A 26,862-nucleotide genomic window follows, 5' to 3' on the forward strand; every position below is an offset into this window, starting at 1 on the left:
CGAGCACTCCGCGCACTACTACTTCCGTGACTTCTGGCGCGCCGACACCGGCATGCTCGCCGCCCTGCACGTCCTGGCCGCCCTGGGCGGGCAGCAGCAGCCGCTGTCGCAGCTGACCGCGCAGTACGACCGCTACGCGGCCTCCGGCGAGATCAACTCCACCGTCGCCGACCAGGACGAGCGCACCCAGGCCGTCCTGGCCCACTACACCGGCGACGACATCACCGTCGACACCCTCGACGGCGTCACCGTCACCGGCCCCACCTGGTGGTTCAACCTCCGCGCCTCCAACACCGAACCCCTCCTGCGCCTGAACGTGGAGGCCAAGGACCAGGCCACCATGACCGAGGTCCGCGACACCGTCCTGGGCATCGTCCGCGCCTGACACCACCGCACCGACCGCCCGTGTCCCGCCGTTCTCCGGCCGGTACGGGCGGTCGGTTAGGGTCGTCACCTCACTGCGCACTCGGCACCAGACAGGACGACAGCTCATGGACCGGCTCACCAACACCGTCCGCCCCTACGCCTGGGGGTCCGTCCACGCGATCCCCGCGCTGCTGGGTGTCCCGGCCACCGGTGCACCGCAGGCCGAGCTCTGGATGGGCGCCCACCCGGGCGACTCCTCCCGGGTGAACCGCGGCGGGGGCCCGGCCGCGCTGAACGAGCTGATCGAGGCCGACCCGGAGGCCGAGCTGGGGCCCGCGTCGGTGGCCAAGTTCGGCCCCGCGCTGCCCTTCCTGCTCAAGGTGCTGGCCGCCGGGCTGCCGCTCTCCATCCAGGCCCACCCGACGCTGGAGCAGGCCAAGGCCGGCTTCGCCGACGAGGAGGCCCGCGGCGTGCCGCTGGAGGCCCCGCACCGCAACTACAAGGACACCAACCACAAGCCCGAACTCATCTGCGCGCTGGACGAGTTCGAGGGCCTGTGCGGCTTCCGCCCGCCGGCCGAGGCGGCTGCGCTGATGGAGTCGCTCGGCGTCCCCGAGCTGGCCCCGCTGGTCGAACTGCTGCGCGGCAAGCCGGAGTCGGAGGCGCTCAGCGCCGCGCTGGCCACCATCCTGTCGATGACCGGCGAGACCGCCGCGCGCACCGTGGCGGCCACCGCCGCCGCCGTGGAGCGGGCCGCCGCGGGCGAGGACCCGACCGGCCAGTTCGCCGGGTACGCCTACGCCGCGAAGGAGTTCCCCGGCGACACCGGGCTGATCGCGGCCCTGCTGCTCAACCACGTCCGGCTCCAGCCCGGCGAGGCGCTCTACCTGGGCGCGGGCCTGGTCCACGCCTACCTGCGCGGGACCGGCGTCGAGATCATGGCCAACTCGGACAACGTGCTGCGCTGCGGCCTCACCCCCAAGCACGTGGACGTGCCCGAGCTGCTCAAGGTGGTCGACTTCACCGCCTCCCGCCCCGAGGTGCTGCGGCCCGCCGTCGACGCCTCCGGCGAGCAGCTCTACCCGGTGCCGATCGACGAGTTCCGGCTCTCCCGCTACCCGCTGACCGGCGTCCCCCGCACCCTGTCCGGCCGGGCCCCGCAGATCCTGCTCTGCACCGAGGGCACCGCCGTGCTCACCGCCGCCGACGGCACCGAACTGACCCTCGCCACCGGCCAGTCGGCCTTCCTCCCGGCCGACGGCACCGAGACCGTCCTCTCGGGCGCGGACGCCACCGTCTTCCGCGCCACCGTCACCCTCTGACGCCACGTCACCCGCTGTCCTGAGCCCGGCCGGGCTCAGGACAGCGGTGCTTCCAGCACCAGCTGCTCCCACCTCACCCCGGCCCGCCCGTGCCCGTCGGCCCGGCTGCCGCGGTGCACCTCGGCCAGCCCGGACCCGCCGCCCAGCAGGGCGGTCTCCTCCGCCGTCACCGGGAACATCCGCCGCCCGGCCGGCACCGGCCCGTGCCGCAGCGTCAGCACCAACCGCCCGCCGGGCGCCAGCAGTCCGGCCACCCGGCGCATCGCCGCCCGCCGCTGCCCCTCGTCCAGGTGCATCCACACCGCGACCGCCGTCACCAGCTCGAACCGCCCCGTCACCCGGGCCAGGCCGGGCAGTTCGTCGACCAGCCAGGTGATCCCGGGCCCCTCGTGCACCCGTAGCTCCACCACCGGCTCCACCGCCGTGACCAGATGGCCGCGGGCCGCCAGCCAGGCCGCGTCCCGGCCGGTTCCCGCCCCCAACTCCAGGACCCGCACCGGCCGTTGCGGCAGCAGGTGCAGCACCTGCGCGTGCAGCTGCTCGAAGGTGACCTCCTCGTACTGGGTGATCAGCTCCGCCGCCGCCTCCCGGTACCCGTCGGTTCCGTGCACGCCCACCGCTCCTTCCCGGCTCAGCCTGGGACCGCCGGTCCCAGGCTGAGCCGTCCTCTGCCACCGCCGGCCGCGCGGTGGAAACCTCGTTCACGTCAGCGAGATCACGAACGGCAACGGACCAGGAGTTCCCACCATGCGCGCAGTCACCGTCTCCACCTTCGGCGGCCCCGAGAACGTCGAGATCACCGAGGCCCCGCTGCCCGGGCCCGCCGTCGGCGAGCTGCGCGTCCGCACCCGGGCGGCCGCCGTCCACCCGGCGGACGCGGCCGTCCGCTCCGGCGCCGTCGCCGCCTACCTGCCGCCGCTGCCCTCCCACCGGCTGGGCTGGGACCTGGCGGGCACGGTGGACGCGGTGGGCGAGGGGGTGACGGGCTTCCGCCCGGGCGACGAGGTGATCGGCCTCTCGCACTGGTTCCGCAGCCACAACGGCGTGCACGCCGAGTACGCGGTGCTGCCCGCCTCCGCCGTCGCCCCGGCCCCCGCCGGGGTGGACGCCGCGGTGGCGGCCGCCCTCCCGCTGAACGGCCTGACCGCCGCCCAGGCGCTGGACGCCACCGGGCTGACGGCGGGTCGGACCCTGCTGATCACGGGCGCCGCCGGCAACCTGGGCGGCCTGGCGCTCCAGCTGGCCACCGCCCGCGGCCTGGACGTGCTGGCGCTGGCCGGCCCGGGCGACCGCGCGTTCGTCACCGCGCACGGCGCGCGCTTCGTCGACCGGGACGACCTGGCCTCGCTGGCCCTGCTCGCCCCCGACGGCGTGGACGCCGTGCTGGACACCGCCCTGCTCGGCCCGGCCCTGCTCCCCCACCTGCTGCCCGGCACGGTCTTCGTCGCCGTCCGCCCCACCAACGACCTGCCGGCCGACACCCTGCTGACCGTGGTGGACGTGGTGCCGGACGGCGCCCGGCTGGCCGAGCTGGCCGCGCTGGTGGCCGCCGGCGCGCTCACCGTCCGGGTGGACACCGCCGTCCCGTTCACCGAGGCGGCGAAGGCCCACGCCCGGCTGGCCGAGCGCGGGGTGCGCGGCGCGGTGGTGCTCACCTTCTGACTGGATGTCGGCGGGGCCACTGTCCTGACCGACCGTCAGCAGGTCTCGCGGGAGGCGCCGGTGACCTCCGGAGAGCCGGTCGGTACCGTGGGACGGAATGACCGGCGACGGGGGGAGCTGTCCATGACCGCAACGAGCACGGCCGTCCGGTCCACCCCCCTGGAGCTGCTCCGGGAGCACCTGCTGGCGCAGATCAACGCCACCGTGCACGGCCCCGACCTGCACCTCGAACGGTACGACCGGCCGGCCGGCGACCCCGGCCTGTTCGGGCCCTCCAGCGTGGTCTGGCGGGTGCACGCGCACCCCGCCGGGATGCTGGTCGGCGGCTTCGCCGCCCTGCTGCTGCAGTCCCTGCACCCGCTGGCGATGGCCGGGGTGGACCACCACTCCGACTTCCGGGACGACCCGACCGGCCGGCTGCACCGCACCGCCCGCTTCGTCACCACCACCACGCTCGGCTCCACCGAGGCGGCCCGGGGGGCGATAGCCGCCGTCCGGCGGATCCACCCGCACATCCGGGGCACCGCCGACGACGGCCGGCCGTACCGGGCCGACGACCCGGCCCTGCTCACCTGGGTGCACACCGCCGAGGTGGCCTGCTTCCTGACGGGGTACCAGACCTTCGCCGCCGAGCGGCTGACCCCGGCCGAGTGCGATTCCTACCTGGCCGAGTACGCCCTGGTGGCCGAGCTGCTCGGCGCCACCGGCGTGCCGGCCTCGCGCGCCGGGGTGCGCTCCTACCTGGCCGGCGTGCGGCCCGACCTGCGCGCCGTCCCGGCCGCCTTCGAGGTGCTCCGGCTGCTGCGGACCTTCGGGCGCTCCCCGCGCGAGCGCCTGGCCGTCCGGGTGCTCACCAACGCCGCCCTGGCGGTGCTGCCGCCCTGGGCCCGGGCCGAACTGGGCGTCCGGCGCCCGGCGGTGGTGCGCTCCGGCTGGGACCTGCCGCTGGCCCGGGCGCTCGGGCGGGTGATGGTCTGGGCCTGCGGTCCGTCCCAGATCCGGGCCGCGGCCGTGCGGCGGGCCGCCGCCGTGCCCGGCTCGGACGCGGCCTGACGGTCCGTCCGGCCTCCGGACGGTCATGCCGCCGGGGCCAGCCCGCGGACCGCGTCGGCCACGGCACGGTAGTCGTTGCGCAGGATCTTGGAGTGGTTGCTCGGCACCTTGGCGCTGATCTCCACCTGCGGGGCGGCCTCGGCCACCTTCCGGAAGTCCGCGCGGATCCCCTCCATCACCTCGGCCGCGGCGCCCAGGTTCCCGCCGGAGGCGAGCACGTAGCGCACCGGCGTGGTGATCCGCTCCAGCACCGGCACCAGGACGCCGGTGGCGCAGACCTCGTTGGCCTCGATGTTCACCTCGGCGTGCTCGGCGGCGCTCATCTTCGCCGCCATGCCCAGCCGGCGGGCGATCGGGAAGAGCGGGCCGAGCTTGCGGAACAGCCTGCGGATGTGCGCCCGGCCGGCCTCGTCCAGCCAGTCGTTCGGCAGCGCGCCGTCCACCGAGACCACGCCCTCGGCCCGGCCGGGGTTGCGGTCCGCCCAGTTGATCCCGATCGCCGCGCCGTAGGACCAGCCGACCAGCACCGGCCGGTCCGCCTCGGTGATGCCGCGGGCGGCGAGGACCGCGCTCACGTCCCGCACGCAGGCGTCGAAGGAGTGGTCGGCCGAGCGGCCGGAGCGGCCGCGGGCCCGGGCGTCGAAGGTGATGTGCCGGTAGCCGTCGCCCAGTTCGGCGATCACCCGGCGCCAGTGCGAGGTGTCGGCGTAGCAGCCGTTCAGGTAGACCACCGGGCGGCCGGGGCCGCCGGTGTCGCGGACGGCCAGGGTGGTGTCCTCGACCGGCACGGTGCCGGTCCAGGCGGTGGTGGTGTCAACGGTGGTGGTGGCGGCGGTGGCGGCGGTGCTCATGGCTGGGTTCTCCCTCGGTGTGTGACGGACGGTCAGGGGCTGCGGGCGGCGGGCGGTCAGAGGCTGCGGGCGGCGATGTCGCCGTAGGAGGTGGTGGCGCGGATCGTGAGGGCGGGGGCGCCCTCGTTCCGCAGGGCGTTGCCGATCCGGCCGTACGCGGTGCCGGCGTCCAGCGAGGCGGAGACGCCGCGGGCGACGCCGACGGTGATGTCACCGGCCTCGGTGCGCAGCGCCAGGGCACCGCCGTGGGCCTCGGCGACCGTCAGGTCGCCCTTGGTGGTGGTGAGTTCGGCGCTGCCGGTGAGGCGGGCCAGGTGGATGTCCCCGGCCTGGAGGGTGAGCCGGGCGGCGGAGGCCTCGTCGAGCTTCACGGTGCCGGCCGCGCCGGTGAAGACGACCTCTCCGAGCCGGCCCACGCCGCGCAGGTCGGCCGCGGCGGCGGTGGCCTCCACCCGGGAGCCGGCCGGCAGCTGGACGGTGACCTCGACCGACCCGCTCGGGCCGAAGGCCCGCTTGGCGGCCTCCGGGGTGCTGACCCGCAGCACCCCGTCCCGGTACTCGACCAGGGTCTGCTCGGCGGCCTTCAGGTCGCGGCCGCGGCCGGGGGTGGCCGGCCGGACCTCGACGGCGACGTCCGCCCGGTCGGCGGCGATCAGCTGGACACGGCCGGCGGCGACGTCCAGGACGGCGGTGATCGGGGCGGTGGCGGCGAACTTCTGCATGGTGTCTGCTCCTGCGTCGCTGTTGTTTCTGACTTCGCAAAAGCTACGTTGCACTCACTGATCTGGCAACGTCTTCATTGCATGGTTAGGCCGTCTTTGCAGCTCAGAGCCGGGAAATCATTGCAACGTTCTCCAGCGCAATGCAACGAAACGTTGCAATGGATTGGCGGCTAACGCTATGCTGACGCTCCGTCGAGAGAAGGAGACCGCGATGCCGGGCGGCAGGCTCACCCAGCAGGAACGCCAGCAGATCGCCCTCGGCCTGGCCGACGGCCTCGCCTACGCGGAGATCGCCAGACGTCTGGACCGCCCGACCTCCACCGTGACCCGCGAGGTCATGCGCAACGGCGGCCCCACCTCCTACCGGGCCGACCTCGCCCACCGGGCCACCGAGCAGCGCACCCGCCGCCGCAGCCCCGCCGCGCCCAAGGCCCGGACCGACCTCCCCCAGGCCCACGGGCGGGACGCCGAGGCGGTGCGCGCCTTCGAGGAGCTGCTCACCACCGTCCTGATGGCCTCCGGCACGCCGAAGATGATGGCCCGGGTGCTGTCCTGCCTCTACATCACCGACTCAGGCAGCCTCACCGCCGCCGACCTGGCCCAGCGCCTCCAGGTCAGCCCCGCCTCGATCTCCAAGGCCATCGCCTACCTCGACCAGCAGGGCCTGGTCCGGCGCGAGCGCGACGAGCGGCGCCGCGAGCGCTACGTGGTCGACGACGACGTCTGGTACCAGTCGATGATCGCCAGCGCCGAGGGCACCACCCGGCTCGCCTCCGCCGCCCGCGAGGGCGTCACCGTGCTCGGCCACGGCACCCCCGCCGGCACCCGGCTGGAGAACATCGCCCGCTTCGTCGACTTCGTCTCCGAGAGCATCGTCCGGGCCGCCGAACAGGCCCGGGAGATCCTCCACACCAAGCCGGAGGCCGACTGAGCACCACTCCCCCGCCGGGGTGCCGGGTAAATCGATTGACCGCCCCGGCCGCCCCGGCTGCACTGTGGCGGGGCACCGCGCACGGCAGCGCCCCGCACCGGACCGGGGAGACCGTGGCAGGCATGCAGATCCGACCCACCACCGCCGAGGACCACGACCTCTTCGTGGACACCATGTACGCGGCCTTCGCCCGCTTCCCGGACGGGCCGGCGGACGCCCCCGGGGGCTGGTTCTCCGCGCTGGAGCCGGAACGCGGCCTGCTCGCGCTGGACGAGCACGGCCGGCCGGTCGGCACCGCGAGCGCCTACGGCTTCGAACTCACGCTGCCCGGCGGGGCGTTGGCGCCGGTCTCGGGCGTGAGCGCGGTCGGCGTGCTGCCCACCCACCGCCGCCGGGGCGTGCTCACCGCCCTGATGCGCCGTCAACTCGCCGACCTGCGCGCCCGCGGCGAACACCTCTCGGTCCTGCTCGCCTCCGAGGCCACCATCTACCGCCGCTTCGGCTACGGCCCCGCCACCTACACCGGCCGCCTCACCGTCCGGCGCGCCAAGGCCGCCCCCGCCCCCTCCCGGGCCGGGCTCAGCGACACCGGCACCGTCGAACTGCTGCGCCGCTCCGAGTGCACCGAGCTCCTGGCGCAGGTCTACGACCGCTACCGCCGCACCCGGCCCGGCGCGCTCTCCCGCCCGCAGCGCTGGTGGGACCGCGGCGCCGGCCAGCCCCCCGTCGCCCCGGCCGCCCGCTACGTCGCCGTCCACCGCGACGCCGACGGCACCCCCGACGGCTACGCCACCTACTCCCTCGCCGAGCCCGACACCCTGGTGGTCGACGAGACCGTCGCCGCCGACGACGCCGTGGTCGCCGCCCTGGCCGCCTTCCTGCTCCGGCACGACCTGGTCTCCACGGTGGTGTTCAAGCACTTCGCCCCCGACCACCCGCTGCGCTGGCAGCTCGACGACCTCCGCGCCGCCGAGGCCACCCACTACGACGACTGGCTCTGGGTCCGCCTGCTCGACGTCCCCGGGGCCCTCACCTCGCGCGGCTACCCGGCCGACGGGGAGCTCGTCCTGGACGTCACCGACCCCTTCCTCGGCGAACACCACCGCCACGCCCTCACGGTGAAGGCCGGCGAGGCCCGCTGCACCCCCACCGACCGCGCCCCCGACCTCACGCTCGACATCAGCGACCTCGGCTCGGTCCTCCTGGGCGGCACCGCCCCCACCACCCTGGTCCGGGCCGGCCACGTCCTGGCCCGCACCCCGGAGGCGGCCGCCACCGCCGACGCCCTCTTCCGGGCCGAGCGGGCCCCGCACTGCCTGCACTGGTTCTGAGCGGGGGCCGGCGGTCCGTCAGGTCACGTCGCGGGTCATGTCGACGAAGCGGGAGTAGTGGCCCTGGAAGGCCACGGTGATGGTCGCGGTGGGGCCGTTGCGGTGCTTGGCGACGATCAGGTCGGCCTCGCCGGCGCGGGGGGACTCCTTCTCGTAGGCGTCCTCGCGGTGGAGCAGGATGACCATGTCGGCGTCCTGCTCGATGGAGCCCGACTCGCGGAGGTCGCTGACCATCGGCTTCTTGTCGGTGCGCTGCTCGGGGCCACGGTTCAGCTGGGAGAGCGCGATGACCGGGAGCTCCAGCTCCTTGGCGAGGAGCTTGAGGTTACGGGACATGTCCGAGACCTCCTGCTGACGGTTCTCGGCCCGCCGGGAGCCGCCGGACTGCATCAGCTGGAGGTAGTCGATGACCACCAGCTTGAGGTCCTGACGCTGCTTCAGGCGGCGGCACTTGGCCCGGATCTCCATCATCGACAGGTTGGGCGAGTCGTCGATGAAGAGCGGGGCGGCGGTGACGTCCGGCATCCGCCGGGCGACCCGGGTCCAGTCGTCGTCGGTCATGTTGCCGGAGCGCATGTGGTGCAGCGCGACCCGGGCCTCCGCCGAGAGCAGGCGCATGGCGATCTCGTTGCGCCCCATTTCGAGGGAGAAGATGACGCTGGGCAGTCCGTTGGTGATCGAGCAGGCCCGGGTGAAGTCCAGCGCGAGCGTGGACTTGCCCATCGCGGGACGGGCGGCGATGACGATCATCTGGCCGGGGTGCAGCCCGTTGGTGAGCGCGTCCAGGTCGGCGAAGCCGGTCGGCACGCCGGACATCTGGCCCTGCCGGGAGCCGATCGCCTCGATCTCGTCGAGCGCGCCCTCCATGATGTCGGCCAGCGGCGCGTAGTCCTCGCTGGTCCGCTGCTCGGTGACGGCGTAGATCTCGGCCTGGGCGGCGTTGACGATCTCGTCCACGTCGCCCTCGGCGGCGTAGCCCATGCCGGCGATCCTGGTCCCGGCCTCGACCAGGCGGCGGAGCACCGCGCGCTCGTGCACGATCTCGGCGTAGTACTCGGCGTTGGCCGCGGTGGGCACCGAGTTGACCAGGGTGTGCAGGTAGCCGGGGCCGCCGACCCGGGTCAGCTCTCCGCGCTTGGTGAGCTCACCGGCCACGGTGATCGGGTCGGCGGGCTCGCCCCGGGCGTAGAGGTCGAGGATGGCGCCGTGGATCAGCTCGTGCGCGGGCCGGTAGTAGTCGGCGGGCTTGAGCACCTCGACGACGTCGGCGATGGCGTCCTTGGAGAGCAGCATGCCGCCGAGCACGGACTGCTCGGCCGCCAGGTCCTGCGGGGGCACCCGCTCGAAGCCCTCGGACTGCGCGCGGTCCTCGCCGTCCCCGTCGCGGCGGCGTCCGCCGCCCTTCCCGAAGGAGCCCTTGCCCTTGCCGAAGCCGCCCTCGCCGCGGCCCTCGCCCCGTCCTTCGCCGCGCTCGTCGTTGCGGCGGCTCACCGGGAGGCGGTCACCGGGTCCGTCCGGGAACGGCCCCGGCGGGAAGGCGTCGTCGGACGGCTGCCAGTCGTCCTCCGGGGGCGGGGGCGCATCGTGGTCGTCGTACTGGGGGCCGGTCACCAGCCAACGCTACCAAGCGGTTATCCACAGGGCGTGTGGACAACCGTCCCCATGCTGTGGAGAACTCACCGATTCCTGTGCACAACCCTGTGGACACCCTGGAGTGACCCTCACCACCCCCGCTCTGACCTGCGAGAACGGACCGCTCGTCGAGTGATGAGAAATCGTTCACACACTTCCCCGGGCGGCCGCGCCGCCGTTCGATCACCGTTTCGAGTAATGATCCACGACCCCTTGTGCCACTTACCTGTGGATGAGTAGCCTTGGCTGAATGAGATCCGCCACGCCCCGCCGCCGGCACGACCGGGAGATCCTCGCCCTCGCCGTCCCGGCCTTCGGCGCCCTGGTCGCCGAACCGCTCTTCCTGATGGCCGACTCGGCCGTCGTCGGCCACCTCGGCACCGCCCAGCTGGCCGGCCTGGGCGTCGCCACCTCGCTGCTCGCCACCCTCACCGGCGTCTTCGTCTTCCTCGCCTACGCGACCACCGCCGCGGTGGCCCGCCGGATCGGGGCCGGGGACCGCCGGGCCGCCGTCCAGCAGGGCATCGACGGGATCTGGCTGGCCCTGATGATCTCGGCCGGGCTGGTGCTGCTCACCCTGCTGTTCGCCCCGCAGGCCGCCGAACTGCTCGGCGCCTCCGACACCGCCGCGCCGTACGCGGTGACCTACCTGCGGATCAGCGCGCTCGGCATCCCGGCGATCCTGCTGGTGCTGGCCGCCACCGGCGTGCTCCGCGGCCTGCAGGACACCCGCACCCCGCTGAGGGTGGCGATCGCCGGCTTCACCGTCAACCTGCTGCTCAACCTCCTGCTGGTCTACGGCGCCGGCCTCGGCGTGGCCGGCTCGGCCTGGGGCACCGTGCTGGCCCAGGCCGGCATGGCGGCGGTGTACGTCGCCGTGGTGGTGCGCGGCGCCCGGCGGGAGGGCGCGGGCCTGCGCCCGGACGCGGCGGGCATCCGGGCCAGCGCCCGGGCCGGCGGCCCGCTGCTGGTCCGCACCCTCAGCCTGCGCGCCGTGCTGATGCTGGCCACCGCGGTGGCGGCGGGCCTGGGCGACGTGCCGATGGCGGCCCATCAGATCGTCTTCACCATCTGGAGCTTCCTGGCCTTCGCGCTGGACGCCATCGCCATCGCCGGCCAGGCCATCGTCGGCCGCTACCTGGGCGCCTCGGACGTGCCGGGCACCCGGGAGGCCACCCGCCGGATGATCGAGTGGGGCCTGGCGGTCGGCGTGCTGCTCGGCCTGCTGCTGGTGCTGGCCCGCCCGCTGTACGTGCCGCTGTTCACCGAGGACCCGGTGGTCCGCGAGCAGGTCTCCCGGGTGCTGCTGGTGATCGCGCTGGCCCAGCCGGTGGGCGGGGTGGTCTTCGTGCTGGACGGCGTGCTGATGGGCGCCGGGGACGGCCGCTACCTGGCCTGGGCCGGGCTCGGCACGCTGGCCGTGTTCGCCCCGGCGGCGCTGCTGGTGCCCTCCCTGGGCGGCGGGCTGACCGCGCTCTGGTGGGCGATCAACCTGTTCATGCTGGCCCGCTGCGCCTTCCTCTGCCTGCGGGTCAGGACCGACCGCTGGCTGGTGACCGGCGCGGTCCGCACCTGACGGCCGCTCAGGACCGCCGCCCCGCACGGCGAACGGCCCGGCTCCCCCGAGGGGGAACCGGGCCGTTGACGCTAACGCGTGGTTCAGGCGGCGACGACGGCGACGTCGAGGTTGGCCTGGACGTCGGCGTGCAGCTTGACCGAGACCTTGTGGGTGCCCACGGTCTTGATCGGCGAGGCGATCGCGACGGCGCGCTTGTCCACGGCGGGGCCGCCGGCGGCCTTGATGGCCTCGACGACGTCGGCCTGGGTCACCGAGCCGAACAGACGGCCGGCGTCACCCGAACGGACGGCCAGCTTGACCTGGACGCCCTCCAGCTTGCCCTTGACCTCGTTGGCGGCCTCGAGGGTCTGGATCTCGTGGATCTTGCGAGCGCGACGGATCGCGTCGACGTCCTTCTGGCCGCCCTTGGTCCAGCGGATGGCGAAGCCACGCGGGACCAGGAAGTTGCGGGCGTAACCGTCCTTGACCTCGACGACCTCGCCGGCCGAGCCGAGACCGGGGACCTCGTGAGTGAGGATGATCTTCATTCTTCGGTCACCCTCTCTTAGCGCGTGGTGGAGGTGTAGGGCAGCAGCGCCATCTCACGGCTGTTCTTCACGGCCGTGGCGACGTCACGCTGGTGCTGGGTGCAGTTGCCGGTGACCCGGCGGGCACGGATCTTGCCGCGGTCGGAGATGAACTTCCGCAGCAGGTTCGTGTCCTTGTAGTCAACGTAGTTGACCTTGTCCTTGCAGAAGACGCAAACCTTCTTCTTAGGCTTGCGAGCAGGCGGCTTCGCCATTGTGTGCTCCTGTGAATACGAGATCTGTCAGCATCGCCGGGCTTCCGAGGGCCCGGCACGCACCGCTGTTAGAACGGGGGCTCTTCCGAGTAGCCGCCACCGGCCGGGGCACCCCAGCCGCCGCCGCCCTGGTTGCCACCAGAGGACGGAGCGCTGGACGCCCACGGGTCGTCGGACGGGCCGGACTGGCCGCCACCGGAGTTGCCACCCCAGTTGCCGCCGCCCTGCTGGCCGCCACCGCCGCCCCAGGAACCGCCCTGGCCACCGCCACCCTGCTGACCGCCGCCGCCGTAGCCACCGCCGCCGCCGGGACCGCCGGAGCGGTTGGCGCGGGTGACCTTGGCGGTCGCCGAACGCAGGCTCGGGCCGACCTCGTCGACCTCGACCTCGAAGACCGTCCGCTTCTCGCCTTCCTTGGTCTCGTAAGACCGCTGGCGCAGTCGGCCCTGCACGATGACGCGCATGCCGCGCTGCAGCGACTCGGCCACGTTCTCCGCCGGCTGACGCCAGACGTTGCACGTGAGGAAGAGGCTCTCGCCGTCCTTCCACTCGTTGGTCTGGCGGTCGAAGGTGCGCGGAGTGGACGCGATACGGAACTTCGCGACCGCCGCACCCGACGGGGTGAAGCGCAGCTCAGGGTCGTCGACGAGATTGCCGACGAGGGTGATGACGGTCTCGCCTGCCATGGATGGTGACCTCTCGGAAAGAAGTTCTGCGGTGCTCGTCCGCTGTTTCACGTGAAACAGCGGGCGTGAACCCTCCCGACGCCTAGGGCGTCAGGCCGTGGTTCAGTGGGTGTCCGGGCGCAGGACCTTGGTCCGCAGAACCGACTCGCTCAGGCTGAGCTGGCGGTCGAGCTCCTTGACGACCTCGGGCGTGGCCTTCAGGTCGATGACCGAGTAGATGCCCTCGGACTGCTTGTTGATCTCGTACGCCAGGCGGCGACGACCCCAGGTGTCGATCTTCTCGACCTTGCCGCCGCCGTTGCGGACGACGTTCAGGAACGACTCGATCAGCGGGGCGACGGCGCGCTCCTCGACCGACGGGTCGAGGATGAGCATCAGCTCGTAGTGACGCATGGGTAACCCACCTCCTTTGGACTCAACGGCCACGGTCTCTCCGTGGCAGGAGGGTTGTGCAGCGTCGGCACCGGTGTCCGGACGACGCACCGAGGACGCTAGCCCTCGGCACTGACATCCGCCCCCGGCCCGGTGAAGGGCAGACGGGGGCACAAGTACACCAGTGCAGACCGCACAGCCTACCCGCACCCGTACGGCCGAACAAAATGCATAGGGGTTGTGATCCACCACCCAATCGCCGCAATCTGGACAGAACGGCTCTTCACCCGGGAGGTGGGCCCCATGGCACAGACCGTGCGCCGCACGCCGCCGTTCACCCTCAACACCGACGGCCACGCACACCCCAAGGAGAACGCGCTGGTCGGGGTGGCAGCCGTCCTGGGCCTGGTGGCCTTCACGACGGCGTTCTTCCACAACCTGCACCTGATCAGCTCCTGGACCGGCCTGTTCGGCATCGTGGTCGGGCTCTGGGGGCAGTTCGTCTCGGTCACCACGGCCGAGCGCTTCGTCCTGATGATCTCGATCGTCGCCGCGGCGGTCGGCTTCTACCTCGGCGTCGCCCACGGCGGACTCTGGGGCGCGTGACCGGCCCCCGCGCGCTGGTCCGGCACGATCCGTCCGGTCCGACCGCGTAACCTCCGACGCCCTCCCCGCGTACACACCGCGAGGGGGGCGTCCCGCTGCCCGACCCCGCCCGCCCCCGGCCGTCCGACCGGCCCGGAGCACTGCGCCCGAAACGGACCATTCGGGCGATAGGGTCACCCTGGACCGGCCCGACCTAGGAGGAGCACCCCAGCATGAGCCTGCGTCTGAGGACGATCACCCGCGAGGAACACCTGGCCTTCGTCCGGGCCCGCCCCTCCGCCAGTCACATGCAGGTTCCGTCCTGGGGGGACGTCAAGAGCGAGTGGCGCACCGAGAGCATCGGCTGGTTCGACGCCTCCGACCAGCTGGTCGGCGCCGGGCTGGTGCTCTACCGGCAGCTGCCCAAGCTCAAGCGCTACCTGGCCTACCTCCCGGAGGGCCCGGTGATCGACTGGTTCGACCGGGACCTGGACCGCTGGCTGGACCCGATGCTGGCGCACCTCAAGGCGCAGGGCGCGTTCTCGGTGAAGATGGGGCCGCCGGTGGTGATCCGCCGGTGGAACGCGCCCAGCATCAAGGAGGCGATCGCCGGAAAGAGCGCCAAGCGCCTGCGCGACCTGGAGCCCGACTGGTACGAGCCGCGCGCCTTCGAGCTGGCCGACCGCCTGCGGAAGTCCGGCTGGCTGCAGGGCGAGGACGGCGGGGCCGGCTTCGGCGACGTGCAGCCGCGCTACGTGTTCCAGGTGCCGCTGGCCGACCGCTCGCTGGACGACGTCCAGAAGGGCTTCAACCAGCTCTGGCGGCGCAACATCAAGAAGGCCGAGAAGAGCGGCGTCGAGGTGGTCCAGGGCGGCTACGAGGACCTCGCGGTCTTCCACCGGCTCTACGTGGTGACCGCCGAGCGGGACCACTTCACCCCGCGCCCGCTCTCCTACTTCCAGCGGATGTGGACCGCCCTCACCACCGAGGACCCCAACCGGATGCGGCTCTACCTCGCCTACCACGAGGGCGAACCGCTGGCCGCCACCACGATGCTGACGGTCGGTGAGCACGTCTGGTACTCCTACGGCGCCTCCGCCAACCACAAGCGCGAGGTCAAGCCGTCCAACGCCGTCCAGTGGCGGATGATGCGCGACTCCTACGCGCTCGGCGCGAGCGTCTACGACCTGCGCGGGATCAGCGACACCCTGGACGAGGAGGACCACCTGTTCGGGCTGATCCAGTTCAAGGTCGGCACCGGCGGCCAGGCCGCCGAGTACGTCGGCGAGTGGGACTTCCCGCTCAACAAGCTGCTGCACAAGGCGCTCGACCTCTACATGTCGCGCCGCTGACCCATCCTCACCACCCCGGGGAGAACGTTCCGATGACCCTCTCGCTCCAGCTGGACACCGCCCGGTGGCGGGCCCACCAGCGGTCCGTCCTGGCCGAGTTCCCCGGACTGGTGCCGGTGGCCAAGGGCAACGGCTACGGCCTCGGCAACCTCCGGCTGGCCGAGGAGGCGAACCGCCTGGGCACCGGGCTGCTCGCGGTCGGCACCGCCGACGAGGCCCGGACCCTGGCCGGCGCCTTCGACGGCGAGCTGCTGGTGCTCACCCCGTACCGGCCCGGCGAGGAGCCGCTGCCCGCCGAGGTCATCCGCACCGTCGCCCACCTGGAGGCGGCCCGCGCGCTGCCGACGGGCAGCCGGGCCGTGGTCGAGTGCATGACCTCGATGCGGCGGCACGGCGTCTCGACAGCCGACCTGGCCCGGCTCCCGGTGGACGGCCTGCGGCTGGAGGGCTTCGCCCTGCACCTGCCGCTGGACCGGCCCGACGGCTCCGACCCGGTGGCCGAGGTGGCGAACTGGGTGACGGCGGTGGCCGCCGCCGGGCTGCCCACCGACCGGTTCTTCCTCAGCCACCTCGGCTCGGCCGACCTGGCCCGGCTGGCCCGGCGGTACCCGGACACCGAGTTCCGCTCCCGGATCGGCACCCGGCTCTGGCTCGGCGACGTCGGCGCGCTCACCGCCCTGGCCACCGTCATGGACGTCATCCCGGTGGCCAAGGGCGACCGGTACGGCTACCGGCAGCACCGCGCGCCCTCCGACGGCCACCTGCTGGTGGTCTCCGGCGGCACCGCGCACGGGGTCGGCCTGGAGGCGCCCAAGTACGTGCACGGCATGCTCCCCCGGGCCAAGGGCCTGGCCCGGGCGGGCCTGGCGACCGTCAACCGGACGCTCTCGCCCTACGCCTGGGACGGGCGCCAGCTCTGGTTCGCCGAGCCGCCGCACATGCAGGTGAGCATCCTCTTCCTGCCCGGCGGCGGCGCCAAGCCCCCGGCGATCGGCGACGAGCTGGAGCTGAACACCCGTCACACCACCACCCACTTCGACCGGGTGGTGGACGCCTAGGAGTCCTCCTTGCCGCTGCGGAGCTCCTCTGCCGGAGCCGGCGCCGACTCCGGCTCCGGGTCCGGCCCGCCCACCGTGTGGCCGGGCTCGAAGCGCTCGGGCAGCCAGTCGGTCTGCTCGGGCAGGGCGTAGTCCGCGTAGCTGCGGTCCTCGCGCAGGCGGCGGGCGGCGCCGAGCACGAAGACGTCCGGGGCCTCGTCGAGCACACCGCCCGAGGGGTCGTCGCTGCCGTCCCAGCGGACCGGGTCGAGCTCGGGGCGCAGGACGTCGCGGACCACCATCCAGCACAGGTAGAGCGTGCCGAGCAGGTGGAGCACGATCGCCAGGTGGTACCAGTCCTGGTTGATGCCGTGCTGCTTGGAGTCTCCGGTGAAGGCCAGGTAGGACCAGACGCCGAGGAAGTACAGCACCTCGCAGGCCTGCCAGATCAGGAAGTCCCGCCAGCGCGGGCGGGCCAGCGCGGCGAGCGGGATCAGCCAGAGCACGTACTGCGGCGAGTAGACCTTGTTGGTCAGGATGAACGCGGCCACGATCAGGAACGCCAGCTGGGCGAAGCGCGGGCGGCGCGGCGCGGAGAGCGCCAGCCAGCAGATGCCCAGGCAGGCGGCGATCAGCAGGCCGGCGATCCAGGTGTTGAGGGTCTCCAGCTGCTCGCCGCGGTCCTGCATCAGGATCAGCCAGAAGGAGCCGAAGTCCTCCTTGCGGGTCTGGCTGAAGGTGTAGAAGGTGGCCCAGCCCTTGAAGTTGGCCACCATCACCGGGAGGTTGACGAGCAGCCAGGCGCCGGCCGCGCCGCCGACCGCCTGCCAGAAGGCGCGCCACCTGCCGGCCCGCCAGCAGAGCACCAGCAGCGGGCCGAGCAGCAGGAAGGGGTAGAGCTTGGCCGCGGTGGCCAGGCCGATGAAGGCGCCGGCCCAGGCCGGGCGGCGGCCGGCCCAGAAGGCCATCGAGACGGCGCAGAAGGCGACCGCCAACAGGTCCCAGTTGATGGTGAGGTTGAGCGCCAGCGCGGGGGCCAGGGCGAACAGCAGGGCGTCCCAGGGGCGGCGGCGGTGCGCCCGGGTGAGCGCCACCACGGTGACCACCGCACAGGCCGTCAGCATCCCGGCGTTGATCAGCCAGAACCACTGCTCCTGGGTCTCGGTGTCCCCGGTGCCCGGCGTGAGCCAGGCCGCCACCTGCATGAACAGGCCGGTCAGCACCGGGTACTCGAGGTACTGCATGTCCGCGCTCGGCTGCGGCAGCATGTCCACGTACGGCGTCAGCCCGGCCGCGAAGCCGCGCCAGGTGTACAGGTGCGGGATGTCGCTGTAACAGGCGTGGGTGTACTGGGTGGTGGCGCCCCGGAACCAGCCGCCGTCGTAGCAGGGCAGCTTCTGTGCCATGCCCAGCACGCAGGTGACGATCACCAGCAGGGCCAGGAAGCGGGCGGGGACCCACCAGTTGACGCCGAGCAGGGCACGGCGGCCGGGCGGGCCGCCGAACAGCTCGCTGCCCGCAGCGGCCACCGGGTCCTCGTCCGCGGGGACGACCACGGTGTTCGGCGGCGGCCCCGGGGCGGCCTCCGGGTCCGGGACGGTGGCCGTGCTGCTGCCGTTCTCGTCACGTGCGCTCGACGTCATGGCGGACATGATGCCGCACTGGTCCACTCCACAGCAGGTGCCCCCGCCCACGGGTTTCGGCCGCGGGCCGGCGGGCGCCCGGAATGCCCCCCTCGGGGCCCGGCCGAGACCCCGCGCCCGAGCGGAACGCGGCCGGAACGCGCCGGTGGCGGCCCTCCGAGGAGGACCGCCACCGGGTGGTGCGGGTCGGGCCGACGTTCCGTCAGCCCTGCGGGGCGACCCCGTTGTTGCCGCCGGCCGGACCGCTCGCGCCGCCGGACGGGCTCCCGCTGGAGCTCGGACCGCCGGTGCCGGTCGGCCTTCCGGTGGGCTTGCCGCTCGGCTTGCCGCTCGACGAGGGGCCGCCGGTGGGGCAGAGCGCCGGGACCAGGCAGGGCTCGTCGGTGCCGGTCGGCGACTCGCTCGGCCTCGTGGTGGCCGGGCCGGTCGGGGAGTTGGTGGTGTCCGGCACGGTCGGGGCGATCGTGGTCGGCGGAGCCACCGGGGCGGTCTCGGTCGCGCTGGCCGACGGGCTGGCCGTGGACGGGGCGCCCGAGGAGTCCACCTGCTCGCCGATCTCCTCCGGCTTGGGGAAGCTCTCCTTCGGCTGGCCGTTCAGGATCGTCTTCATGTAGCGGGTGAAGATGTCGGTCGGGAAGTCACCACCGTGGACCTCGTCCTTCTTGGCGGTCCCGTTCAGGGTGAGCAGACCGGGCTTGCCCGGCTCCTCGCGCCACATGCCGACCGAGGTGACCAGGGACGGCGTGTAGCCGACCCACCAGGCCGACTTGCCGCCGTCGGTGGTGCCGGTCTTGCCGGCCACCGGCCGGTTCAGCGCGTTGGTCTTGCTGCCGGTGCCGTTCTTGGCGACGTTCACCAGCACGTCGGTGACGTTGTCGGCCACCGGCTGCTCCAGCACCTGCTTCGGGGCCGCCCGGGTGAACTGCTTCTGCTCGGCGCCCTGGTGCACCACCTTGCTCACCGAGTACGGGTCGGTCTGCATGCCGCGGGCCGCGAAGACCCCGTAGGCCGAGGCCATCCGGATCGCGCTCGGGGTGGAGGTGCCGAGCGGGAAGGTGGTGGTGGAGGAGTCGGCGAGGCTCTCCTTGCGCAGGCCCATCTGCTCGACCAGCTCGCCGACCTTCTTGGTGCCGACGTCCTGGCCGAGCTGGACGAAGGGCACGTTGTAGGACTGCTCCATGGCCTTGCGCAGGGTCACGTAGCCGGGCTTGCTGCTGCCGCTGTTCTTCTGCCGGTAGGGCTTGCCGTCCTCCAGCACCGGCTGGCCGTTCAGGCCGCGGATCTCCGACTTGTCGTCGGCCAGGTAGCGGCTGTCGGCGTTGATCCGCTTCGGCTTGCCGTCGGGGCCGGTCTCGGTCTGCACGCCGTCCTGCATGGCGGCGGCCAGCACGAAGGGCTTGAAGGTCGAGCCGACCGGCACGCCGAAGGTGTCCGCGTTGTCGGTGTGATGGCCCTTCTCGACCCCGTCACCGCCGTAGATCGCGATGATGGCGCCGTCGTTGGGCACCACGGAGGCGGCGCCGACCTGGACGAACCTGTCGGTGTCGGGGCGCTTGTTCTCGTCCAGGGTCTCGGTCCGGAAGTCGTCCACGGCCTTCTTCAGGGCGTCGACCTTGTCCTTCTGGAAGGTGGTGTAGATCTGGTAGCCGCCCCGGCCGAGCGCGGCCTCGGTGATGTTCTTGTCCTTGGCCATCAGGTACTTGTTGGCCAGCTCGACCATGTAGCTGACCTGGCCGTTCATGCTGGCCGAGATCTTCTTGGGCTGCGGCTCGGGGAACTCGGTGCAGCCCGCCCGCTTCTCCTTGGTGATGGCGCCGGTGACCACCATGCGGTCCAGCACCTCGTTCCACCGGGAGACCGCGCGGTCGTGGTTGGCCTTGATCGAGGGGTCGTAGTACGAGGCGCCCTTGAGCAGACCGGCCAGCATGGCGCTCTGACAGAGGTTCAGGTTCTTGGCGTCCACCCCGTAGTACGCCTGGGCGGCGGCCTGCGCGCCGGTGGCGCCGCGGCCGAACCAGCTGGTGTTGAGGTATCCGGTGAGGATCTCCTCCTTGCCCTTGTCCTGGTTCACCTTGAGCGTGATGATCAGCTCCTTGGCCTTGCGGCTCAGGGTCTGGTCCTGGCTCAGGTACGCGTTCTTCACGTACTGCTGGGTGATGGTCGAACCGCCCTGGGTCTCGCCGCCGGTGGCCATGTTGTACACGGCGCGGGCGATGCCCTTGGGGTCGATGCCGGTGTCGTTCCAGAAGCTGGCGTTCTCGATCGAGATGGCCGCGTTCTGCAGGTCCTTGCTGATGTCGGCGAGCCCGACCACCTGGCGGTTGGTGTCGCCCTGGCGGGTCATCTCGGAGCCGTCGGCCCAGTAGTAGATGTTGTTCTGGCGGTCCACGGCCGCGTTCAGGTCGGGCACCGGGGTGAGCGCGTAGGCCGCGCCGACCACCGCGACGCCGCTGCCGACGAACAGCAGGAAGACCGTCAGCTGCTGCTTCCAGGACGGGATCCAGCGCCGCACGCCGGTCTTGCCGAACCGCGGGTAGTCGATGAAGCGCTTCTTGCCGGGCTTCCCGGGCCCACCGCCCTTGGCGCCCCGGCCGGGGCCGGACTCGGCGCCGCCCTTGGCCCCGCCCTTCTGGGCCTGCCTGCGCATCTCCGCCCTGGTCAGACGGGGCTGCTGGGCGGTGGCCCTGGCCGCACCGGCCCGGGGGCCCGCGGCGCGGGGGCCGGCCCCCGCGCGGTCGCCGCCGTAGACCGGCGCGCCCTCGGGCGGGGACCCATACGCGTACGGACGGCCGCCGTCGGCCGGGTTCCCCTGCGGCCCCTGACCACCGTCCGGGTTCGGCGACCTTCGGCGTCGTTCGCTCATCTTCCAGCCACTCCTCGGTCCTCGTGCGCAGGCGTACAGAGAGCCCGTGCACACGCGACAGAGTACGCATCCGAAAAACGCACCTAATCGGGCATCAGATGACAAGCTGCGCATAACGCCGCCAGATCATTACATGCCCGTTGCCAACCTGGCCCCGAACGGCCCTTGACGGATGCTCAGCACGGACCGGCGAAATCCTGTGACCTCGTTCACCCGAGTCGCTCTTGCTCGTTCCGTGACCCAGGTTTACTGTTCTCGATATATCGAGCCGATACATCGGCACGACATAAGCGCACGGGTGGAAGGAGGCGGGGGACACAGTGAGCAGGCGCTCGGGAGTGCTGGAGTTCGCCGTCCTCGGCCTGCTGCACGACGCCCCGATGCACGGCTACGAGCTCCGCAAGCGGCTCAACGTCCTGCTCGGCTCGTTCCGCGCCTTCTCCTACGGCACGCTCTACCCCTGCCTGAAGAGCCTGGTGGCCCAGGGCTTCCTGGTGGAGGACAACCCGGAGGCCGAGTACGTCCCGGCCACCGCGCTCAACGGCAAGCGCTCGAAGATCACCTATCGGCTCTCCCCCGAGGGCAAGCAGCGCTTCGAGGAGCTGCTCGCCGACTCCGGGCCGGACGCCTGGGAGGACGAGCACTTCGGCGTGCACTTCGCGTTCTTCGGACAGACCGACAAGGCCGTCCGGATGCGCGTGCTGGAGGGGCGACGGAGCCGGCTGGAGGAGCGGCTGGAGCGGATGCGCAGCTCGATCGCCCGCACCCGCGAACGGTTCGACGACTACACCCTCGAACTGCAGCGGCACGGGCTCGAGTCGGTGGAGCGCGAGGTCCGCTGGCTGAACGAGCTGATCGAGACCGAGCGGGCCAACCGGGCCGGGCGCAGCCCCGGCCCGAACGAGAAGACTTCGGACGGCCGTGGCCAGGAGGCCGGGTCCTCGGACCCGCCGGGGCCACCGCACGACCGCCCGGGGCGTTCCTGACGGAGCGCCGAACCCGCCGCGCCCGGAGCGTGTGCGGCGGGACTGGGCGCGTCGCGCCCGCCAGAGAAGAGAAGTTGAGCGAGGCGGCCCGATCGGGCCGTCCTCATGAGATCAGTAGGGAGCAACCGGAATGGGTTCGGTTCGCGTAGCCATCGTGGGCGTCGGCAACTGTGCCGCGTCGCTGGTTCAGGGTGTCGAGTACTACAAGGACGCCGACCCCGCCGGCAAGGTCCCCGGGCTGATGCACGTGCAGTTCGGCGACTACCACGTCCGTGACGTGGAGTTCGTCGCCGCGTTCGACGTCGACGCCAAGAAGGTCGGCTTCGACCTCTCCGACGCCATCGGCGCCAGCGAGAACAACACCATCAAGATCTGCGACGTGCCGCCGACCGGCGTCACCGTGCAGCGCGGCCACACCCTGGACGGCCTCGGCAAGTACTACCTGGAGACCATCGAGGAGTCGGACGCCGCTCCGGTCGACGTCGTCCAGGCCCTGAAGGACGCCCAGGTCGACGTCCTGGTCTGCTACCTGCCGGTCGGCTCGGAGAAGGCCGCCAAGTTCTACGCCCAGGCCGCCATCGACGCCAAGGTCGCCTTCGTGAACGCCCTCCCGGTGTTCATCGCCGGCACCAAGGAGTGGGCGGACAAGTTCACCGAGGCCGGCGTGCCGATCGTCGGTGACGACATCAAGTCCCAGGTCGGCGCGACCATCACGCACCGCGTGATGGCCAAGCTGTTCGAGGACCGCGGTGTCATCCTCGAGCGCACCATGCAGCTGAACGTCGGCGGCAACATGGACTTCAAGAACATGCTCGAGCGCGAGCGCCTGGAGTCCAAGAAGATCTCCAAGACCCAGGCCGTCACCTCGCAGATCCGCGACCGCGAGCTGGGCGCCAAGAACGTCCACATCGGCCCGTCGGACTACGTCGCCTGGCTCGACGACCGCAAGTGGGCGTACGTCCGCCTCGAGGGTCGCGCCTTCGGCGACGTCCCGCTGAACCTCGAGTACAAGCTCGAGGTCTGGGACTCGCCGAACTCGGCCGGTGTCATCATCGACGCCGTCCGCGCCGCGAAGATCGCCCTGGACCGGGGCATCGGCGGCCCGATCCTGTCCGCCTCCTCGTACTTCATGAAGTCGCCGCCGGTGCAGTACTTCGACGACGAGGCCAAGGAGAACGTGGAGAAGTTCATCCGCGGCGAGGTCGAGCGCTGACCACGGCTCCCCTCCTGAGCCCCTGAACGGGGGCCCTGACCTTCCGTCAGGGCCCCCGTTCGCATGTCCGGGTGATGTTTCACGTGAAACACCGCCCGGGCCCGTGGCACCCTTGGCGGGTGGATCGGACGGGGAACGGCACATCGCTCAGCGCACTGCTCCGGGGTGCGGACTTCCGGCGACTGCTCACCGCCCGGGTGCTCTCCCAACTCTCCGACGGGGTCTTCCAGGTCTCGCTGGCCTCGTACGTGGTGTTCTCCCCGGAGCGGCAGTCCAGCCCGGCCGACATCGCCTCGCTGCTGGTGGTGCTGCTGCTGCCGTTCTCCGTGGTCGGCCCGTTCGCCGGGGTGCTGCTGGACCGCTGGCGCCGACGCCAGGTGCTCTACCTCGGCAACCTGGCCCGCTGCGGCCTCGGCCTCGCCACCGCCGGACTGCTGCTGGCCCGGGCGCCCGAGTGGCTCTTCCTGCTCGCCGCCCTGCTGGTCACCGCGCTCAACCGCTTCATCCTGGCCGGGCTCTCCGCCTCGCTCCCCCGGGTGGTCCGCCCCGAGCAGCTGGTCACCGCCAACGCCCTCTCCCCCACCCTCGGCACCGTCGCCGCGACCTGCGGCGGCGGCCTCGGCTTCCTGGTCCACCTGGTCGTCCCGGCCGGCGCGGGCGCCGACGCCCTGCTGGTCACCACGGCCGCCGTGCTCTACCTCTGCGCCGGCCTCTCCGCCCTGCGGATGAGCCCCGACCTGCTCGGCCCCGACCACCACCCCGACCGTCCCCCGCTGCACCTCGCCCTGGCCCTGGCCACCCGCGAACTCGCCGACGGCGTACGGCACCTGGTGCGGGACTGCCGCCCCGCCACCCACGCACTGGCCGCCGTCACCGCCGCCCGGTTCTGCTACGGGATCCTGGTCGTCACGGTGCTGATGCTCGCCCGCTACACCTTCAACTCCCCCGAGGACATCCCCGGCGGCATGGCCACGCTCGGCCAGGCGGTGGCCGTCTCGGCCGTCGGCTTCTTCCTCGCCGCGCTGATCAGCCCCTGGTGCACCCGCCGCTTCGGCATCGCCGGCTGGCTCACCGGCTGCACCGGCGCCGCCGCGGTCTTCGTCCCCGCCCTCGGCCTCACCTACGCGCTGGTCCCCTGCCTGATCGCGGCCCTGCTGCTCGGCCTGGTCACCCAGTCCGTCAAGATCTGCGCCGACACCGTGGTCCAGGAGTCCGTCGAGGACGCCTACCGCGGCCGGGTCTTCGCCCTCTACGACGTCCTCTTCAACCTCGCCTTCGTCGCCGCCGCCGCCGTCACCGCCGCCCTCCTCCCCCTCGACGGCCGCTCCCCCGCCCTGATGCTCGGCACCGCCCTCCTCTACGCCGCCACCGCCGCCCTCTACAGCCGCTCCGCCCGCACCCGCTGACGCCGCCTCACCCCACCCCGGCCCGGTGCCGCCCCCAGCACCACCCGCTCCAGCCGCTCCACCCGGCCGCCGAGCTCGTCCAGCTTCCGGCTGTTCCGGCCGACCTCCAGCACCAGCGCGTTCAACACCGGCACCACCGCCGTCCCGATCACGTCCCGCACCACCTCCCCCGCCACCCGCGCCACCGCCGCGTCCACCGACCCCTCGGGGTAGGGCGACCGGTTGTCCACAGGCCGCTGCACAGGGTTATCCACAGGCCGGCGGCGCCACTCCTGCTCTGCGTCCAGCAGGTGGCACCGCACCTGACGTGCGGTTTCGCTGTCCCGCAGCAGCATCGCCACGTTCAGCACCGCCCGCCGGCTGAACAGCGCGAGCGACCTGGCGCGGGACTGGATCCCACAGAGTTGCTTGAAGCAACTCAGTTCGTCACCCACGATCGCCCGGTACCCGTTGCCCTCCAGCTCCTCCCGATGGTCATGGACAATCGCCTTGATCACCGTCTCACCCACTCCGAAGTACCGCGCCACCCCCTCGGTGGTCACGTGCACCCCGTCCGGCAGCAGCGCCAGCGCCTTCACCCGGTCCAGCATCTCCACCCGCTCCGCGACCACCGCCCGCATCGTCGGGGACTCCAACAGCACCGCGTCCACAGCCATGGCCGTGCTCCTCTCCAGGAGCCGGGTCCGTCCCGCTCCCGAGGACAGGGCACCACGCCCGCCCAACCCGCCACCAGGGCCGACGAGTTGGAGCACACCATCGAGCGGATCCACTAAAGCGACAAGTGTTCAGGCGATCTTGGAGCGAGCACCGGTGAACGACTGTGGGGGGCGTCCGCGCCGGACACCCCCCACAGACCTCCTGAAAGGACGTCAGTCCTGCTCCGCCCACCACTGCTTGAGGGCGGCCACCGCCTCGTCGTGCTCCATCGGGCCGTTCTCCAGCCGGAGTTCGAGCATGTGCTTGTAGGCGCGGCCGACCTGCGGGCCGGGCTTGAGGTCGAGGAGCTGCATGATCTGGTTGCCGTCCAGGGCGGGCCGGACGGCGTCCAGTTCCTCCTGCTCCCGCAGGACGACGATCCGCTCCTCCAGGGAGTCGTACGTCCGGGAGAGGGCGGCGGCCTTCTTGCGGTTGCGGGTGGTGCAGTCGGAGCGGGTCAGCTTGTGCAGGCGCTCCAGCAGCGGGCCGGCGTCGGTGACGTAGCGCCGCACCGCGGAGTCGGTCCACTCCCCGCCGCCGTACCCGTGGAAGCGCAGGTGGAGCTCGACCAGCCGGGAGACGTCCTCGGTCATCTCCTTGGAGTACTTGAGCTCCCGCATCCGCTTGCGGGTCATCTTGGCGCCGACCACCTCGTGGTGGTGGAAGGAGACCCGCCCGTCGGACTCGAAGCGGCGGGTGCGCGGCTTGCCGATGTCGTGGAGCAGCGCGGCGAGCCGCAGCACCAGGTCGGGACCGTCCTGCTCCAGGGCGACGGCCTGCTCCAGCACCGTCAGCGAGTGCTCGTAGACGTCCTTGTGCCGGTGGTGCTCGTCGCTCTCCAGCTGGAGGGCGGGCAGCTCGGGCAGCACGTGCGCGGCCAGCCCGGTGTCGACCAGCAGCCGCAGGCCCTTCACCGGGTGGTCGGCGAGCAGCAGCTTGTTGAGCTCGGCCTGGACCCGCTCTGCGGAGACGATGGTGATCCGCTCGGCCATCGCGGTCATCGCGGCGACCACCTCGGGCGCCGGGGTGAAGTCCAGCTGGGCGGCGAACCGGGCGGCCCGCATCATCCGCAGCGGGTCGTCGGAGAAGGACTCCTCGGGGGTGGCGGGGGTGCGCAGCACCCGGGCCTCCAGGTCGTCCAGGCCGTGGTGCGGGTCGACGAACCCGCGGCCGGGCAGGTCGACGGCCATCGCGTTGACGGTGAAGTCCCGTCGGACGAGGTCCTCCTCGATGCTGTCCCCGTAGCTGACCTCGGGCTTGCGCGAGGTGCGGTCGTAGGACTCGCTGCGGTAGGTGGTGATCTCGATCAGGAACGACCCGTCCGCCGTGTCCTTGCGGGCGCCGACGGTGCCGAAGGCGATGCCGACGTCCCAGACCGCGTCCGCCCAGCCCTTGACCAGCTTCAGCACCTGCTCGGGGCGGGCGTCGGTGGTGAAGTCGAGGTCGTTGCCGAGCCGGCCGAGCAGCGCGTCCCGGACCGAGCCGCCGACCAGGGCCAGCCGGTGCCCGGCCGCCCGGAACCGTCCGGCGATCTCGTCGGCGACCGGGGAGACCCGGAGCAGCTCTTGCAGGCCGCGGGCCTGGGCCTCGGTCAGGCCGGGAGCGGCGGCGCGGACGGCTTCGGTACGGGACAGCGGGGCGCGGTCGGGCTCGGCGCCGGGATCATTGGCAGTGGACACGGCTCACAAGGGTACGTGCCCGCCCCGGCTGTCCGCCGCCCGGTTTCGTCCGGTTCACCCGGGGTGCGCCGGGCTCCGGCCGTCCACCGCGCCACCGGACGCGCACCGCAGACC

24 protein-coding genes and 1 pseudogene are annotated in these 26,862 nt (G+C 72.3%); 13 read left to right on the forward strand and 12 right to left on the reverse strand.

From position 1 onward, the window contains the following. Both manB and manA read left to right on the forward strand, forming a co-directional pair. Positions 1–385 (forward strand): annotated as a pseudogene (manB, locus tag ACWCYY_RS26925) (phosphomannomutase/phosphoglucomutase); the annotation flags it as partial. Positions 386–491: 106 nt separating this feature from the next. Continuing rightward, positions 492–1,688, forward strand: coding sequence for a mannose-6-phosphate isomerase, class I (manA, locus tag ACWCYY_RS26930; RefSeq protein WP_449797520.1), 1,197 nt, complete (start codon positions 492–494; stop codon positions 1,686–1,688). Positions 1,689–1,723: 35 nt separating this feature from the next. Here the strand turns inward: manA and ACWCYY_RS26935 are convergent, their stop codons facing one another. Beyond that, the gene (locus ACWCYY_RS26935; RefSeq protein ID WP_449797521.1) at positions 1,724–2,299 is read right to left on the reverse strand and encodes a class I SAM-dependent methyltransferase; all 576 of its coding nucleotides are present in this window, start codon (positions 2,297–2,299) and stop codon (positions 1,724–1,726) included. 136 nt (positions 2,300–2,435) lie between these two features. Between ACWCYY_RS26935 and ACWCYY_RS26940 the strand changes: the two genes are divergently transcribed. Both ACWCYY_RS26940 and ACWCYY_RS26945 read left to right on the forward strand, forming a co-directional pair. Continuing rightward, positions 2,436–3,350, forward strand: a complete 915-nt coding sequence (locus ACWCYY_RS26940) for an alcohol dehydrogenase catalytic domain-containing protein (RefSeq protein WP_449797522.1) — start codon at positions 2,436–2,438, stop codon at positions 3,348–3,350. Between the two features lie 123 nt (positions 3,351–3,473). Further along, positions 3,474–4,403 (forward strand): oxygenase MpaB family protein, encoded by a 930-nt coding sequence (locus ACWCYY_RS26945; protein ID WP_449797523.1) that lies wholly within the window; start codon positions 3,474–3,476, stop codon positions 4,401–4,403. 23 nt (positions 4,404–4,426) lie between these two features. On the opposite strand, the gene ACWCYY_RS26950 is transcribed toward ACWCYY_RS26945, so the two are convergent. Together ACWCYY_RS26950 and ACWCYY_RS26955 are read right to left on the reverse strand one after the other, a co-directional pair. Then, the gene (locus ACWCYY_RS26950; protein ID WP_449797524.1) at positions 4,427–5,254 is read right to left on the reverse strand and encodes an alpha/beta fold hydrolase; all 828 of its coding nucleotides are present in this window, start codon (positions 5,252–5,254) and stop codon (positions 4,427–4,429) included. Positions 5,255–5,310: 56 nt separating this feature from the next. Continuing rightward, positions 5,311–5,976 (reverse strand): DUF4097 family beta strand repeat-containing protein, encoded by a 666-nt coding sequence (locus tag ACWCYY_RS26955; protein WP_345290501.1) that lies wholly within the window; start codon positions 5,974–5,976, stop codon positions 5,311–5,313. Between the two features lie 211 nt (positions 5,977–6,187). On the opposite strand from ACWCYY_RS26955, the gene ACWCYY_RS26960 reads away from it, so the two are divergent. Both ACWCYY_RS26960 and ACWCYY_RS26965 read left to right on the forward strand, forming a co-directional pair. Then, the gene (locus ACWCYY_RS26960) at positions 6,188–6,907 is read left to right on the forward strand and encodes a GbsR/MarR family transcriptional regulator (protein ID WP_345290502.1); all 720 of its coding nucleotides are present in this window, start codon (positions 6,188–6,190) and stop codon (positions 6,905–6,907) included. Positions 6,908–7,029: 122 nt separating this feature from the next. Beyond that, positions 7,030–8,238 (forward strand): GNAT family N-acetyltransferase, encoded by a 1,209-nt coding sequence (locus ACWCYY_RS26965; protein ID WP_345290503.1) that lies wholly within the window; start codon positions 7,030–7,032, stop codon positions 8,236–8,238. 18 nt (positions 8,239–8,256) lie between these two features. Here ACWCYY_RS26965 and dnaB read toward each other — a convergent pair whose 3' ends face one another. Next, positions 8,257–9,849: a replicative DNA helicase gene (dnaB, locus tag ACWCYY_RS26970; protein ID WP_380149527.1), complete on the reverse strand. Its 1,593-nt coding sequence runs from the start codon at positions 9,847–9,849 to the stop codon at positions 8,257–8,259. 271 nt (positions 9,850–10,120) lie between these two features. Here dnaB and ACWCYY_RS26975 point away from each other — a divergent pair, with 271 nt between their 5' ends. After that, positions 10,121–11,446 carry an MATE family efflux transporter gene (locus ACWCYY_RS26975; RefSeq protein WP_449797525.1) on the forward strand — a complete coding sequence of 442 codons (1,326 nt, stop codon included), beginning with the start codon at positions 10,121–10,123 and terminating at the stop codon, positions 11,444–11,446. An 83-nt stretch (positions 11,447–11,529) separates the two neighbouring features. Here the strand turns inward: ACWCYY_RS26975 and rplI are convergent, their stop codons facing one another. The 4 genes from rplI to rpsF form a co-directional block, all read right to left on the reverse strand. Next, complete coding sequence (gene rplI / locus ACWCYY_RS26980) at positions 11,530–11,976, reverse strand: 50S ribosomal protein L9 (protein ID WP_345290505.1); 447 nt, start codon at positions 11,974–11,976, stop codon at positions 11,530–11,532. A gap of 17 nt (positions 11,977–11,993) precedes the next feature. Beyond that, positions 11,994–12,230, reverse strand: coding sequence for a 30S ribosomal protein S18 (gene rpsR / locus ACWCYY_RS26985; RefSeq protein WP_030270170.1), 237 nt, complete (start codon positions 12,228–12,230; stop codon positions 11,994–11,996). A gap of 68 nt (positions 12,231–12,298) precedes the next feature. Then, positions 12,299–12,916, reverse strand: a complete 618-nt coding sequence (locus ACWCYY_RS26990) for a single-stranded DNA-binding protein (protein WP_345290506.1) — start codon at positions 12,914–12,916, stop codon at positions 12,299–12,301. Between the two features lie 102 nt (positions 12,917–13,018). After that, a complete protein-coding gene (rpsF, locus tag ACWCYY_RS26995; RefSeq protein ID WP_345290507.1) occupies positions 13,019–13,309 on the reverse strand; it encodes a 30S ribosomal protein S6 in 291 nt (96 codons plus the stop codon). A gap of 282 nt (positions 13,310–13,591) precedes the next feature. On the opposite strand from rpsF, the gene ACWCYY_RS27000 reads away from it, so the two are divergent. The 3 genes from ACWCYY_RS27000 (at position 13,592) to ACWCYY_RS27010 (ending at position 16,283) form a co-directional block, all read left to right on the forward strand. Beyond that, complete coding sequence (locus tag ACWCYY_RS27000) at positions 13,592–13,894, forward strand: hypothetical protein (RefSeq protein ID WP_345290508.1); 303 nt, start codon at positions 13,592–13,594, stop codon at positions 13,892–13,894. Positions 13,895–14,106: 212 nt separating this feature from the next. After that, the gene (locus ACWCYY_RS27005) at positions 14,107–15,225 is read left to right on the forward strand and encodes a lipid II:glycine glycyltransferase FemX (protein WP_449797526.1); all 1,119 of its coding nucleotides are present in this window, start codon (positions 14,107–14,109) and stop codon (positions 15,223–15,225) included. A 32-nt stretch (positions 15,226–15,257) separates the two neighbouring features. Beyond that, the gene (locus ACWCYY_RS27010; RefSeq protein WP_449797527.1) at positions 15,258–16,283 is read left to right on the forward strand and encodes an alanine racemase; all 1,026 of its coding nucleotides are present in this window, start codon (positions 15,258–15,260) and stop codon (positions 16,281–16,283) included. Here ACWCYY_RS27010 and ACWCYY_RS27015 read toward each other — a convergent pair. Both ACWCYY_RS27015 and ACWCYY_RS27020 read right to left on the reverse strand, forming a co-directional pair. After that, a complete protein-coding gene (locus tag ACWCYY_RS27015; RefSeq protein WP_449797528.1) occupies positions 16,280–17,905 on the reverse strand; it encodes a glycosyltransferase family 87 protein in 1,626 nt (541 codons plus the stop codon). The two genes, ACWCYY_RS27010 and ACWCYY_RS27015, sit on opposite strands and share 4 nt — an antisense overlap. Positions 17,906–18,107: 202 nt before the next feature. Then, a complete protein-coding gene (locus ACWCYY_RS27020) occupies positions 18,108–20,768 on the reverse strand; it encodes a transglycosylase domain-containing protein (protein WP_345290512.1) in 2,661 nt (886 codons plus the stop codon). A 320-nt stretch (positions 20,769–21,088) separates the two neighbouring features. Between ACWCYY_RS27020 and ACWCYY_RS27025 the strand changes: the two genes are divergently transcribed. From ACWCYY_RS27025 to ACWCYY_RS27035, 3 genes are all read left to right on the forward strand, one after another. Continuing rightward, the gene (locus ACWCYY_RS27025) at positions 21,089–21,754 is read left to right on the forward strand and encodes a PadR family transcriptional regulator (RefSeq protein WP_345290513.1); all 666 of its coding nucleotides are present in this window, start codon (positions 21,089–21,091) and stop codon (positions 21,752–21,754) included. A 130-nt stretch (positions 21,755–21,884) separates the two neighbouring features. Further along, positions 21,885–22,967 (forward strand): inositol-3-phosphate synthase, encoded by a 1,083-nt coding sequence (locus tag ACWCYY_RS27030; RefSeq protein ID WP_345290514.1) that lies wholly within the window; start codon positions 21,885–21,887, stop codon positions 22,965–22,967. Positions 22,968–23,086: 119 nt separating this feature from the next. Further along, positions 23,087–24,373, forward strand: coding sequence for an MFS transporter (locus tag ACWCYY_RS27035; RefSeq protein WP_345290515.1), 1,287 nt, complete (start codon positions 23,087–23,089; stop codon positions 24,371–24,373). Here ACWCYY_RS27035 and ACWCYY_RS27040 read toward each other — a convergent pair. Beyond that, complete coding sequence (locus ACWCYY_RS27040; RefSeq protein WP_345290516.1) at positions 24,346–25,029, reverse strand: restriction endonuclease; 684 nt, start codon at positions 25,027–25,029, stop codon at positions 24,346–24,348. The two genes, ACWCYY_RS27035 and ACWCYY_RS27040, sit on opposite strands and share 28 nt — an antisense overlap. A gap of 213 nt (positions 25,030–25,242) precedes the next feature. Beyond that, positions 25,243–26,703 (reverse strand): CCA tRNA nucleotidyltransferase, encoded by a 1,461-nt coding sequence (locus ACWCYY_RS27045; protein ID WP_380149533.1) that lies wholly within the window; start codon positions 26,701–26,703, stop codon positions 25,243–25,245. Positions 26,704–26,862 lie beyond the last annotated feature (159 nt).

This window comes from Kitasatospora sp. NPDC001664, from assembly GCF_053596675.1.

Bases quoted from the DNA above. Each gene is read 5' to 3' on its own strand.
- manA (WP_449797520.1), top strand. From the start codon at position 492: ATGGACCGGCTCACCAACACCGTCCGCCCCTACGCCTGGGGGTCCGTC.
- ACWCYY_RS26940 (WP_449797522.1), top strand. From the start codon at position 2,436: ATGCGCGCAGTCACCGTCTCCACCTTCGGCGGCCCCGAGAACGTCGAG.
- ACWCYY_RS26945 (WP_449797523.1), top strand. From the start codon at position 3,474: ATGACCGCAACGAGCACGGCCGTCCGGTCCACCCCCCTGGAGCTGCTC.
- ACWCYY_RS26950 (WP_449797524.1), bottom strand. From the start codon at position 5,254: ATGAGCACCGCCGCCACCGCCGCCACCACCACCGTTGACACCACCACC.
- ACWCYY_RS26955 (WP_345290501.1), bottom strand. From the start codon at position 5,976: ATGCAGAAGTTCGCCGCCACCGCCCCGATCACCGCCGTCCTGGACGTC.
- ACWCYY_RS26960 (WP_345290502.1), top strand. From the start codon at position 6,188: ATGCCGGGCGGCAGGCTCACCCAGCAGGAACGCCAGCAGATCGCCCTC.
- ACWCYY_RS26965 (WP_345290503.1), top strand. From the start codon at position 7,030: ATGCAGATCCGACCCACCACCGCCGAGGACCACGACCTCTTCGTGGAC.
- ACWCYY_RS26975 (WP_449797525.1), top strand. From the start codon at position 10,121: ATGAGATCCGCCACGCCCCGCCGCCGGCACGACCGGGAGATCCTCGCC.
- rplI (WP_345290505.1), bottom strand. From the start codon at position 11,976: ATGAAGATCATCCTCACTCACGAGGTCCCCGGTCTCGGCTCGGCCGGC.
- rpsR (WP_030270170.1), bottom strand. From the start codon at position 12,230: ATGGCGAAGCCGCCTGCTCGCAAGCCTAAGAAGAAGGTTTGCGTCTTC.
- ACWCYY_RS26990 (WP_345290506.1), bottom strand. From the start codon at position 12,916: ATGGCAGGCGAGACCGTCATCACCCTCGTCGGCAATCTCGTCGACGAC.
- rpsF (WP_345290507.1), bottom strand. From the start codon at position 13,309: ATGCGTCACTACGAGCTGATGCTCATCCTCGACCCGTCGGTCGAGGAG.
- ACWCYY_RS27000 (WP_345290508.1), top strand. From the start codon at position 13,592: ATGGCACAGACCGTGCGCCGCACGCCGCCGTTCACCCTCAACACCGAC.
- ACWCYY_RS27005 (WP_449797526.1), top strand. From the start codon at position 14,107: ATGAGCCTGCGTCTGAGGACGATCACCCGCGAGGAACACCTGGCCTTC.
- ACWCYY_RS27010 (WP_449797527.1), top strand. From the start codon at position 15,258: ATGACCCTCTCGCTCCAGCTGGACACCGCCCGGTGGCGGGCCCACCAG.
- ACWCYY_RS27015 (WP_449797528.1), bottom strand. From the start codon at position 17,905: ATGACGTCGAGCGCACGTGACGAGAACGGCAGCAGCACGGCCACCGTC.
- ACWCYY_RS27020 (WP_345290512.1), bottom strand. From the start codon at position 20,768: ATGAGCGAACGACGCCGAAGGTCGCCGAACCCGGACGGTGGTCAGGGG.
- ACWCYY_RS27030 (WP_345290514.1), top strand. From the start codon at position 21,885: ATGGGTTCGGTTCGCGTAGCCATCGTGGGCGTCGGCAACTGTGCCGCG.
- ACWCYY_RS27040 (WP_345290516.1), bottom strand. From the start codon at position 25,029: ATGGCTGTGGACGCGGTGCTGTTGGAGTCCCCGACGATGCGGGCGGTG.